This is a genomic window from Sphingobium sp. PAMC28499, from assembly GCF_004795815.1.
Taxonomy (GTDB): domain Bacteria; phylum Pseudomonadota; class Alphaproteobacteria; order Sphingomonadales; family Sphingomonadaceae; genus Sphingobium; species Sphingobium yanoikuyae.
On the sequence record NZ_CP039248.1, the window covers coordinates 3,891,559 to 3,903,140 of the forward strand.

The following is an 11,582-nucleotide window of genomic DNA, read 5'->3' on the forward strand; positions in this document are numbered from 1 at the left end:
TGGCTCAGCCCTTCATCCGGTTGACATCGTCGACGGCGATGGTGCCGCGACCACGGAAGTAAATGACGAGGATGGCGAGGCCGATGGCCGCTTCACCCGCCGCGACGGTCAGCACGAACATCGAGAAGACCTGGCCCACCAGATCGCCCAGGAAGGCGCTGAAGGCGACGAGGTTGATGTTCACGCTGAGGAGGATCAGCTCGATCGCCATCAGGATGATGATGACATTCTTGCGGTTGATGAAGATGCCGAGCACCCCCATCACGAAGAGGATGGCGCTGACCACCATATAATGTTGAAGGCCGATCACAGCTCCACCCCCTGCCCCACGGGCTGATTGATGTTGCGCACGGCGTCCTGCGGACGACGGCGGTTCTGCTTGGCAACATTCTGACCACGGACGCCGCCACGGGCACGATGGGTCAGCACGATGGCGCCGATCATCGCGACCAGCAGGACGATACCCGCCGCCTCGAACAGGAAGATGTAGCGGGTATAGAGAATGCCGCCGATCGCCTGGATGTTGGAAAGTTCCGGATTGGCCGGGGCCGCACGCTGCGCGAGTTCGATCGGGCCAGCGCTCCACAGGCCGATGCCCAGGACGATTTCCGCCAGCAGCACGAGCGCGATCAGCAGGCCGAACGGCAGATAGCTGACGAAGCCGGCGCGCAGTTCGGCGAAGTCGATGTCGAGCATCATGACGACGAACAGGAACAGCACCGCGACCGCGCCGACATAGACGATGACAAGCAGCATCGCGATGAATTCGGCGCCGAGCAGGATCATCAGACCGGCAGCGTTGAAGAAGGCCAGGATCAGCCAGAGGACCGAATGGACCGGGTTGCGCGACAATATCGTGAGCGCGCCGCTGCTCACCACCAGAATGGCGAACAGGTAAAAGGCGAGGACGTGGATCACAGGTTCATATTCCCTTTGACGCCGGCGGCTTAACGATAGGGGGCATCGGCAGCAAGATTGGCAGCGATGGCACGCTCCCACTTGTCACCGTTTTCCAGGAGCTTGGCCTTGTCGTAGATCAGCTCCTCGCGGGTTTCGGTCGCGAACTCGAAGTTCGGGCCCTCGACAATCGCATCGACCGGGCAGGCTTCCTGGCAGAAGCCGCAATAGATGCACTTGGTCATGTCGATGTCGTAGCGCGTGGTGCGGCGGCTGCCATCGTCGCGCGGCTGCGCCTCGATGGTGATCGCCTGCGCCGGACAGATGGCCTCGCACAGCTTGCACGCGATGCAGCGCTCTTCCCCGTTGGGATAGCGGCGCAGCGCATGTTCACCACGGAAACGCGGCGAAATCGGGTTCTTCTCGTACGGGTAGTTGATCGTCGCCTTGGGCTTGAAGAAATACTTCAAGGTCAGCCAGTGCGCCTTCACGAACTCCCAGAGGGTGAAGCTTTTGACGTAGTAACCGAGGCTCATTGTGCGCCTCCATAGCGCGTCAGCATGAGGAAGCCCGAAACCAGGAAGACGAAGAAGAGCGAGGTCGGCAGGAAAATCTTCCAGCCCAGCCGCATCAGCTGGTCATAACGGTAGCGGGGCACCGTCGCCTTCACCCAGGAGAAGACGAAGAAGAAGAAGGCGATCTTGAGCAGGAACCAGATGATGCCCGGCACCAGATAGAGCGGCGCCCAGTCGAACGGCGGCAGATAGCCACCCCAGAACAGGATCGCGTTGAGGCCGCACATCAGGATGACGTTGGCATATTCGCCGAGCCAGAACAGGGCGAAGGCCATCGACGAATATTCGGTCTGGTAACCCGCGACCAGTTCGGATTCCGCTTCGGTCAGGTCGAACGGCGCGCGCGCCGTTTCCGCCATGGCCGAAATCAGGAACATGATCGCCATCGGGAACAGCAGCGGGTTGAAGCCGTTGCCGTTGAGGAAGCCATAATAGCCCTTCTGGCTTTCCACGATCGCCGACATGTTGAAGCTGCCGGCCCACAGCACGACGGTGATCAGGATGAAGCCGATCGAGACTTCATAGCTGATCATCTGCGCGCTGGCGCGGATCGCGGAGTAGAAGGGATATTTGGAGTTGGACGCCCAGCCCGCCAGCACCACGCCATAGACGCCGAGCGACGAGATGGCGAGGATGTAGAGCAGGCCGACATTGACGTTCGACACCATCACGCCGACGCCGAAGGGGATGACGGCCCAGGCCATCAGCGCCACGGTGAAGGTGATGATCGGCGCGATCAGGAACAGCGCCTTGTTCGATGCCGACGGAACGATGGTTTCCTGCAGGAAGACCTTGAGGCCGTCCGCGAAGGACTGAAGCAGGCCCAGCGGGCCGACGACGTTGGGACCACGGCGCAGCGCCATGGCCGCCCAGATCTTGCGGTCAGCATAGATGATCATGGCGACGGCCAGCATCAGCGGCAGTGCGATGACCAGAATACCGATAATGGTCGAAAGCAGCCAGGCGCCCTCGAAAGGCAGGCCAAGGCCTTGGAAGAAAGCGGTCACTCTGCGGCCTCCGCGAAGCTTTCACCATGGATCAGCTCGGCCGAGCATTGCTGCATCGTCGGGCTGGCGCGGCAGATCGCGTTGGTGAGGTAGAAATCCTTGATCGGCGAACCCAGCTCGCCGGTCGCACCGGTGGGCAGCGACGGGACCGACCAGCCATAGTCGGCGATACCCTCGACGCCGAGCGCCGGAACCGCCTTGACCATTTCGGCGCGCAGCGCGTCGAAGCTGTCGAACGGCAGCTTGGCACCCAGCGCTTCCGACAGGGCGCGCAGGATCGACCAGTCCTCGCGGGCGTCGCCCGGCGCGAACACGGCCTTTTCACCAAACTGCACCCGGCCTTCCAGGTTGACGTAGGTGCCGGCCTTTTCGGCATAGCTTGCGCCCGGCAGGATCACGTCCGCCGCATGCGCGCCCTTGTCGCCATGATGGCCGACATAGACCTTGAAGCTGGTTTCGAAGGCCGAATAGTCGACTTCGTCGGCGCCGAGCGAGAAGAGCAGCTTCGGCGCGGCCGCAGCCACGGCCTTGATGCCGCCCTTGGTCGCATAGCCCAGCATCAGGCCGCCCATGCGGGCCGCTGCGAAGTGCAGGACGTTGTAACCGTTCCAGCCGTCCTTGATCAGGCCCAGCGTATCGACCAGCGCCAGCGTGTCGCCATGCGCGCCGTCCTTGGCCAGCACGCCGCCGCCGACGATCATCGCCGGACGGGCAGCGCCCTTGAAGGCTTCGAGCACGGCGTCCGGCAGCTTGGCCAGCAGCGCCGCGTCATTACCCAGCCATTCGACCTTGTAGGTCAGGTCGAATTCGGGACCGACGGCAAAGACCTTCGCGCCCTTCTTGATCGCCTTGCGGATGCGGGTGTTCACCAGCGGCGCTTCCCAGCGCAGGTTGGTGCCGACCAGCAGAATGACGTCCGCGGTTTCGAGATCGGCGAGCGGGGTGTTGAACACCACCGACGACAGGCTCGACACGTCGTAGGACAGGCCGGTCTGGCGGCCTTCCAGCAGCGAACCGCCGAGCTTTTCGACCAGCGCGCGCCCTGCGAACATGGTTTCGCAGTCGAGCAGGTCGCCGGCGATCGCCGCGACGCTGCCGCCATGCTGGACGGCGGCGACGGCAGCAAAGGCTTCCGCCCAGGTCGCCGGAACCAGCTTGCCATCCTTGCGGACGAACGGCTTGTCGAGGCGCTTGCGGACCAGGCCGTCGACATTGTGACGGGTCTTGTCCGACGCCCACTCCTCGTTCACGTCGTCATTGATGCGCGGCACGGCGCGCAGCACCTGACGACCACGGCTGTCGAGGCGGATGTTGGTGCCGAGCGCGTCCATCACGTCGATCGCATGGGTCTTCTTGAGTTCCCACGGACGCGCTTCGAAAGCATAGGGCTTGGCGGTCAGCGCGCCGACCGGGCACAGGTCGACCACATTGCCCGACAGTTCGCTCTTGGCGGCATGTTCGAGATAGGTGGTGATCTGCATATTCTCGCCGCGATAGATGGCGCCGATTTCCGGCACGCCCGCGACTTCCTCTGCAAAGCGCACACAACGGGTACACTGGATGCAGCGGGTCATGACCGTCTTGACGATCGGACCCATATTCTTCTCGGTGACAGCGCGCTTGTTCTCGTCATAGCGCGACGAACCACGGCCATAGGCCACCGACTGATCCTGCAGGTCGCACTCGCCACCCTGGTCGCAGATCGGGCAATCCAGCGGGTGGTTGATGAGCAGGAACTCCATCACCCCTTCGCGGGCCTTCTTGACCATTTCGCTGTCGGTGCGGATTTCCTGGCCTTCGGTGGCCGGAAGCGCGCACGAAGCCTGCGGCTTGGGCGGTCCGGGCTTCACCTCGACCAGGCACATGCGGCAATTGCCGGCGATGGAAAGGCGCTCATGATAGCAGAAACGGGGGATTTCCTTCCCCGCCTGCTCGCAAGCCTGGAGGACTGTGGCGCCCGCCGGGACTTCGAGTTCTACGCCGTCTACTTTGACCTTCGGCATGGTTACTCCGCTGCCTCCATGACGGGGGCACTACCCTTGTTCTCGTTGATCCGGCGCTCGATTTCCGGACGGAAGTGCCGGATCAGCCCCTGGATCGGCCATGCCGCTGCGTCGCCAAGCGCGCAGATGGTGTGGCCTTCAACCTGCTTGGTCACCTGGAACAGCATGTCGATTTCGCTCTGGTCGGCGTCGCCGGTGCGCAGACGCTCCATGACGCGCCACATCCAGCCGGTGCCCTCGCGGCACGGCGTACACTGGCCGCAGCTCTCATGCTTGTAGAAGTAGGAGAGACGCGAAATGGCGCGGACGATGTCGGTCGACTTGTCCATGACGATGACGGCGGCGGTGCCCAGGCCCGAGCCCAGCGCGCGCAGACCGTCAAAGTCCATCGGTGCGTCCATGATTTCCTTCGCAGGAACCAGCGGCACCGACGACCCGCCCGGAATGACCGCGAGCAGATTGTCCCAGCCGCCACGGATGCCGCCGCAATGGCGATCGATCAGTTCGCGGAACGGGATCGACATCGATTCCTCGACGACGCAGGGCTTGTTCACATGGCCGCTGATCTGGAACAGCTTGGTGCCGCGGTTGTTCTCACGGCCGAAGCCGTTGAACCAAGCCGCGCCGCGCCGCAGGATCGTCGGCGCAACCGCGATCGATTCCACGTTGTTCACCGTGGTCGGGCAGCCATAGAGGCCCGCGCCGGCCGGGAAAGGCGGCTTCAGGCGGGGCTGGCCCTTCTTGCCCTCGATGCTTTCGATCTGGGCGGTTTCCTCGCCGCAGATATAGGCGCCGGCGCCACGATGGACGAACACGTCGAAATCATAGCCCGAACCGCAGGCATTCTTGCCGATGAAGCCCTTTTCATAGGCCTGCTCGACGGCGGCGAAGAGCACCTTCGCCTCATAGATGAACTCACCGCGGATATAGATGTAGGCGGCACGCGCCCGCATCGCGAAACCGGCGATCAGCGCGCCTTCGATCAGCTTGTGCGGATCGTGACGGATGATTTCGCGGTCCTTGCACGAACCCGGTTCGGATTCGTCGGCGTTGATGACCAGGAAGCTGGGACGGCCGTCCTTGCTTTCCTTGGGCATGAAGCTCCACTTCATGCCGGTCGGGAAGCCGGCGCCACCACGGCCGCGCAGGTTCGACGCCTTGATGGTGTCGATGATCGCGTCCTGGCCGATTTCCATCAGCTTCTTGGTATTGTCCCAATCGCCACGCTTCATCGCGGCGTCGACGCCCCAATCCTGGAAGCCGTGGACGTTGGTGAAGATGCGGTCCTTGTCGGACAGCGGCCCGACGAAGGGGGCCGGTGCGGGTGCATCGGTCATGCCGTCGCTCCTTCGTTCCATTGACCGCGATAGTCGTGATTTTCGCCGACCATCTCCTTGAGGGTGGTCGGGCCACCTTCCGGCGCGCTGGTCTGACGATCGATCTGCGGGCCGATCTTGGGCTGGCCGCCGGCGGCCAGCGTTTCCAGGATGGCGATGGTGCTGTCGTAGGTCAGATCTTCGAAATTATCGTCGTTGATCTGGACCATCGGCGCGTTGGCGCAGGCACCGAGGCATTCGACCTCGTTGAGGGTGAACAGGCCATCAGGGGTCGTGCCGCCCTTGACCAGGCCCTTGTTCTTGCACGCGGCAAAGACATCGTCCGACCCGCGCAGCATGCACGGCGTCGTGCCGCAGACCTGCACATGGTAGCGGCCGACCGGCGCCAGATTGTACATGGTGTAGAAGGTCGCGACTTCATAGACGCGCATGTACGGCATATCGAGCTGGCGCCCGATATATTCCATGACCGGGACCGGCAGCCAGCCATTGGTCTGCGTCTCCGCACCAACCTGGCGCTGGGCCAGATCGAGCAGCGGCATCACCGCCGACTGCTGGCGACCGGCGGGATAGCGCGCGATGACCTTCTTGGCCTGCTCGGCATTTTCGGGCGTCCACTCGAACGCGCCCCAGCGCGCGCGGGTTTCGGCCTCATCGGGGATATGAACTGCGTCAGCCATTATCGGTCACATTCTCCGAACACGATGTCCATCGCGCCCAGTACAGCGGTTGTATCGGCCAGCATGTGGCCCTTCATCATGAAGTCCATCGCCTGCAGATGGCTGAAGGCGGTCGGGCGGATCTTGCAGCGATAGGGCTTGTTGGAGCCGTCGCTGACCAGATAGACGCCGAATTCGCCCTTCGGGCTTTCGGTCGCCACATAGACTTCGCCCGCGGGGACGTGGAAGCCCTCGGTATAGAGCTTGAAGTGGTGGATCAGCGCTTCCATCGACTTCTTCATCTCGCCGCGCTTGGGCGGCGAAACCTTGCGGTCGAAGCTGGCGATCGGCCCTTCGGGCATTTCACTGAGGCACTGCTTCATGATGCGCGCCGACTGGCGCACTTCCTCGACGCGGACCATGAACCGGTCATAGCAGTCGAACGCGGTGCCGACCGGAACGTCGAATTCCATGCGGTCATAGACGTCGTAGGGCTGCGCCTTGCGGATATCCCAGGCGATGCCCGAACCACGCAGCATCGGGCCGGAGAAGCCCCACTTCAGCGCATCTTCCTTGCTGACGATCGAGATGTCGACATTGCGCTGCTTGAAGATGCGGTTATCGACGACCAGGCTCATCGCGTCCTCGAACAGGCGCGGCAGACGGGTGTCGAGCCAGTCGGCGATGTCGGTCAGCAGCTTGAGCGGCACATCCTGATGCACGCCGCCCGGCCGGAAATAGGCCGAGTGCATGCGGGCGCCCGACGCGCGCTCGAAGAAGTTGAGGCAGTCCTCGCGGATTTCGAACAGCCACAGGTTCGGCGTCATCGCGCCAACGTCCATGACGTGCGAACCCAGGTTCAACATGTGATTGCAGATACGGGTCAGTTCCGCGAAGAACACGCGCAGATATTGCGCGCGCAGCGGCACTTCCAGGTTCAGCAGCTTTTCAACCGCCAGGACATAGCTATGCTCCATGCCGAGCGGCGAACAATAGTCCAGCCGGTCGAAATAGGGCAGCGCCTGCATATAGGTCTTGTGCTCGATCAGCTTTTCGGTGCCGCGATGCAGCAGGCCGACATGCGGGTCGCAGCGCTCGACGATTTCGCCGTCCAGCTCCATGACCAGACGCAGAACGCCGTGCGCCGCAGGGTGCTGCGGACCGAAGTTGATCGTGTAGTTCTGGATTTCCGTGTCACCATAGGCCGGGTCGGCCGCATCGGTGACATGATCCATCTTTTCGAGATAGTCGGACATCAGGCCTTACCTTCGGGCTTGGCAGCCCCCTTGCCTTCATCGGTTTCGGCGGCGGGCTTGGCCGGCGCATCGGCCGACTTTTCCTCGGCCTTCTTGTTGGCGGCATCGCCAGCACCGGTGTCGGCCTTGCTTTCCGTCGCCTTGGGCGTGGGTGCAGCTGCGGGCGCAGGAGCCGGCGCGGCAGGTGCCGCCGCCTTCTCGTCGCCGGGCAGCACATATTGCGCGCCTTCCCAGGGCGACATGAAGTCGAAGCTGCGGAAGTCCTGGGCCAGCTTCACCGGCTCATAGACGACGCGCTTGTCTTCTTCGGAATAGCGCAGCTCGACATAGCCGGTCAGCGGGAAGTCCTTGCGCTGCGGATGGCCCTTGAAGCCATAGTCGGTCAGGATGCGACGCAGGTCGGTGTTGCCGTCGAAGATGACGCCATACATGTCGAACACTTCGCGCTCCAGCCAGCCGGCGACCGGCCAGAGGTGCGTGACGGTCGGCACCGGCGTATCCTCGTCGGTCGAGACCTTGACGCGGACGCGGTGGTTCCGCGTGACGCTGAGCAGGTGATAGGCGACCTCGAACCGGTCCGGACGTTCCGGATAGTCGACGCCGGCGATTTCCATCAGCTGCTGGTAATGCGCCATGTCGCGCAGCGCGACCATGGCATTGGCCAGGTCGTCGCGCGCGACAACGAAGGTCAGCTCGTCGGCATGATCGATGGTTTCGATCAGCATCGAACCCAAGAGGGCGCCGATTTCCTCGGCGATCCCTTCGGGGTTCACGATCTTGGGTGCAGAATAGCCCATATTAACGCTCAATCGTCCCGATCCGGCGGATCTTCCGCTGCAGCTGCATGATGCCGTAGAGCAGAGCTTCGGCAGTGGGCGGGCAGCCCGGCACATAGATGTCGACCGGCACGATGCGGTCACAGCCACGGACGACCGAATAGCTATAGTGGTAGTAACCACCGCCATTGGCGCAGCTGCCCATCGAAATCACATATTTCGGGTTGGACATCTGGTCATAGACCTTGCGGAGCGCCGGGGCCATCTTGTTGCACAGCGTGCCCGCGACGATCATCACGTCCGACTGGCGCGGAGACGCGCGCGGCGCGGCGCCGAAGCGCTCCATGTCGTAGCGCGGCATGTTGACGTGGATCATCTCCACGGCGCAGCAGGCCAGACCGAAGGTCATCCACCACAGCGAACCCGTGCGGGCCCACTGGAACAGTTCCTCGGTCGAGGTGACAAGGAAGCCCTTGTCGCTGACTTCACTGCTGAGCGCGTTGAAGAAGTCCTGGTCGGGCTGCGTCCCCATCGGCGGCATGGTGCCGGGAATGGGGCTGGTCAGTTCTACTCCCAATCGAGTGCTCCCTTCTTCCACGCATAGACGAGGCCGAGCACCAGCTCCGCTATGAAGATCATCATCGTCGCCCAGCCGGCCCAGCCGATCTGGTCAAGGCTCACCGCCCAGGGAAAGAGGAATGCCGCTTCCAGGTCGAAAATGATGAACAGGATGGCGACAAGGTAGAAACGCACGTCGAACTGGCTGCGCGGCTCTTCAAATGCGGGAAAGCCGCATTCATATTCGGACAGCTTGGCAGGATCGGGCTTGTGCGCACCGGTCAGGCGGCCAACCAGCATCGGCAAGAAGACGAAGGTGCTGGAGAGCAGCAGAGCGATCCCGAGAAAGATCAGGATCGGCAGATATTGGCTGAGATCGACCAATGGAATCCCCTGGGCGAAAATTGTTCTGGGGGGCCTTTAGGCCTGCTGCATATGCGAAGCAAGGGGCGAACCCATGAGAATGATTCGCAACAATTGCAAAGGCTTGATCGCGTTACCAAAAGCGCAAGAGACGATTGCCGCAGACACAAAAAAACAGGCGCCGGACCACCTCTGGAAGTCCGAAGACTCGCCGCGGTGGGCCGACGCCCTTTGCTCTTAAATCAGAAGCTTAGCAGAGCCTGATTCACGCTATCGGCGGAAGCGCGGCGCGCCTCCCCCTCAGACAACCCTGCTCTTAGCGTAGCGCGCCTGCCACCAGCTTGTGCAGCTTGCTGTGGGTCGCGTCATTGCCGGCGATCACTTCCTTGCGATCGATCATCTGGTCGCCGCCACGGAAGTCGCTGACGAAGCCGCCGGCTTCGCGCACCATCAGGATGCCGGCCGCCACGTCCCAGGGCTGCAGGCCACTTTCCCAGAAGCCGTCATAGCGGCCCGAGGCGACATGGGCGAGGTCGAGCGAGGCAGCGCCGAAGCGACGCAGGCCAGCGACCGAAGGCGCCACCGCACCAAAGATCCGGGTCCATTCGGCCATATTGCCATGACCCATGAACGGGATCCCGGTGGCGATCAGGCAGTCGGCAAGGTCACGGCGAGCCGAGACGCGCAGGCGCTGGTCATGACGCCAGGCGCCGCGATTCTTTTCCGCCCAATAGCTTTCGTCAGTGACCGGCTGGTAGATCAGGCCCGAGGTCACTTCGCGCTTGCCGCCGAACAACGGCTCCTCGACCGCGATCGAGATGGCGAAGTGCGGGATGCCGTGCAGGAAGTTGGTGGTGCCGTCGAGCGGATCGATGATCCAGCGCGGCTTGTTGGGATCACCCTCGATCACCCCGCCCTCTTCCAGCAGGAAGCCCCAGTCGGGACGCGCCTTCTGCAATTCCTCGACCAGAGTCTGTTCGGCCTGCTTGTCGGCCTTGGACACGAAGTCCGCCGGCCCCTTGCGCGATACCTGCAGATGCTCGACCTCGCCGAAGTCGCGGCGCAGCTTGGAGCCGGCCTTGCGGGCGGCGCGTTCCATGACGGTGAGAAGGCCGGAATGGGATACCATGTAAAATCTCCGCCGCCCCGGTGGGCGGCCTTTGCTTTATTTCTTGGGGGCGGGCTTGGCGGCGGCCGGACGATAGCCACAGGTGCCGGCGATCACCGCCAGCATCTGCGAGGGATCCTTGCGGTTCACCTTGCCCGGATTGCCCGCGATCACCTTGTCGGTCGCCGCACTGATCTGCGACAGCGAATTGCTGTAGAGGCATTCGAACAGCGCGGTCTTGACCGGCTGTTCGACGTCCTTCGACTCCAGCGCGCTGCTGATGACCTGCAGCACATAGGCCGCACTGTCGATCTGCGCCTTTGACGGCTTGTTGACCGTCTGGGCAGGGAGCGCAGCCGGCAGGGCGCCGATCGCGAGGATGGCGGCCAATGCCGTGCTGCGCCCGAACCGCATCAGTCGGCCCGCTTCACATATTCGCGCTCATAGACATCGACCACGATGCGCGTGCCGGTGACGATGTGCGGCGGAACCATGACGCGTACGCCATTGTCGAGGATCGCCGGCTTGTAGCTGGCCGATGCGGTCTGGCCCTTCACCACGGCGTCGGCTTCGACGATGGTCGCTTCGACCGTCTCGGGCAGCTGGACGCTGATCGGACGTTCTTCATACATTTCCAGCATGACCATCATGCCGTCCTGCAGGAAGGCAGCGGCGTCGCCGACCAGGTCCATCGGCAGGTTGATCTGGTCATAGGTTTCGGTGTCCATGAACACCAGCATGTCACCCTCGGGGTAGAGATACTGGAAATCCTTGGTGTCGAGGCGGATGCGCTCGACGCTCTCGGCCGAGCGGAAGCGGACATTGTTCTTGCGGCCATCGATCAGGTTCTTCAGCTCCACCTGCATATAGGCGCCGCCCTTGCCGGGCTGGGTGTGCTGAATCTTGACGGCGCGCCACAGGCCACCCTCATATTCGATATTGTTGCCGGGACGAATGTCCACGCCGCTGATCTTCATGGGAAGAGCCTGCCTATATGTCTGAATGTGGAAAAGAGCCGGCCTCTGCGAGGCTGGCCGCGCCTT

Annotated in this window: 14 protein-coding genes; all 14 read right to left on the reverse strand. The window is 62.8% G+C overall.

Annotation, left to right across the window (positions count from 1 at the left end):
• Positions 1–4: 4 nt before the first annotated feature.
• Complete coding sequence (nuoK, locus tag E5554_RS18490; RefSeq protein ID WP_004211745.1) at positions 5–310, reverse strand: NADH-quinone oxidoreductase subunit NuoK; 306 nt, start codon at positions 308–310, stop codon at positions 5–7.
• Positions 307–918 (reverse strand): NADH-quinone oxidoreductase subunit J, encoded by a 612-nt coding sequence (locus E5554_RS18495; protein WP_004211740.1) that lies wholly within the window; start codon positions 916–918, stop codon positions 307–309. The genes nuoK and E5554_RS18495 overlap by 4 nt, the downstream gene beginning before the upstream one ends.
• Positions 919–947: 29 nt before the next feature.
• Entirely contained in the window at positions 948–1,433 is a 486-nt protein-coding gene (nuoI, locus tag E5554_RS18500; protein WP_004211738.1) for an NADH-quinone oxidoreductase subunit NuoI, read from the reverse strand.
• Complete coding sequence (gene nuoH / locus E5554_RS18505) at positions 1,430–2,479, reverse strand: NADH-quinone oxidoreductase subunit NuoH (RefSeq protein WP_017501781.1); 1,050 nt, start codon at positions 2,477–2,479, stop codon at positions 1,430–1,432. The genes nuoI and nuoH overlap by 4 nt, the downstream gene beginning before the upstream one ends.
• The gene (nuoG, locus tag E5554_RS18510; RefSeq protein ID WP_136187690.1) at positions 2,476–4,482 is read right to left on the reverse strand and encodes an NADH-quinone oxidoreductase subunit NuoG; all 2,007 of its coding nucleotides are present in this window, start codon (positions 4,480–4,482) and stop codon (positions 2,476–2,478) included. Before nuoG ends, nuoH begins: the two co-directional genes overlap by 4 nt.
• A gap of 2 nt (positions 4,483–4,484) precedes the next feature.
• Positions 4,485–5,819, reverse strand: a complete 1,335-nt coding sequence (gene nuoF, locus E5554_RS18515; protein WP_004211735.1) for an NADH-quinone oxidoreductase subunit NuoF — start codon at positions 5,817–5,819, stop codon at positions 4,485–4,487.
• Positions 5,816–6,499, reverse strand: coding sequence for an NAD(P)H-dependent oxidoreductase subunit E (locus E5554_RS18520; RefSeq protein WP_004211734.1), 684 nt, complete (start codon positions 6,497–6,499; stop codon positions 5,816–5,818). Before E5554_RS18520 ends, nuoF begins: the two co-directional genes overlap by 4 nt.
• Complete coding sequence (locus E5554_RS18525) at positions 6,499–7,734, reverse strand: NADH-quinone oxidoreductase subunit D (RefSeq protein WP_004211732.1); 1,236 nt, start codon at positions 7,732–7,734, stop codon at positions 6,499–6,501. Before E5554_RS18525 ends, E5554_RS18520 begins: the two co-directional genes overlap by 1 nt.
• Positions 7,734–8,531, reverse strand: a complete 798-nt coding sequence (locus tag E5554_RS18530; protein ID WP_136187691.1) for an NADH-quinone oxidoreductase subunit C — start codon at positions 8,529–8,531, stop codon at positions 7,734–7,736. Before E5554_RS18530 ends, E5554_RS18525 begins: the two co-directional genes overlap by 1 nt.
• A gap of 1 nt (position 8,532) precedes the next feature.
• The gene (locus E5554_RS18535) at positions 8,533–9,051 is read right to left on the reverse strand and encodes an NADH-quinone oxidoreductase subunit B (RefSeq protein WP_017501785.1); all 519 of its coding nucleotides are present in this window, start codon (positions 9,049–9,051) and stop codon (positions 8,533–8,535) included.
• A 26-nt stretch (positions 9,052–9,077) separates the two neighbouring features.
• Positions 9,078–9,452, reverse strand: coding sequence for an NADH-quinone oxidoreductase subunit A (locus E5554_RS18540; RefSeq protein WP_004211729.1), 375 nt, complete (start codon positions 9,450–9,452; stop codon positions 9,078–9,080).
• A 295-nt stretch (positions 9,453–9,747) separates the two neighbouring features.
• Complete coding sequence (locus E5554_RS18545; RefSeq protein WP_004211727.1) at positions 9,748–10,560, reverse strand: inositol monophosphatase family protein; 813 nt, start codon at positions 10,558–10,560, stop codon at positions 9,748–9,750.
• 36 nt (positions 10,561–10,596) lie between these two features.
• Complete coding sequence (locus tag E5554_RS18550; RefSeq protein ID WP_099232399.1) at positions 10,597–10,953, reverse strand: hypothetical protein; 357 nt, start codon at positions 10,951–10,953, stop codon at positions 10,597–10,599.
• Entirely contained in the window at positions 10,953–11,516 is a 564-nt protein-coding gene (efp, locus tag E5554_RS18555) for an elongation factor P (RefSeq protein ID WP_004211725.1), read from the reverse strand. The genes E5554_RS18550 and efp overlap by 1 nt, the downstream gene beginning before the upstream one ends.
• Between the last annotated feature and the right edge of the window lie 66 nt (positions 11,517–11,582).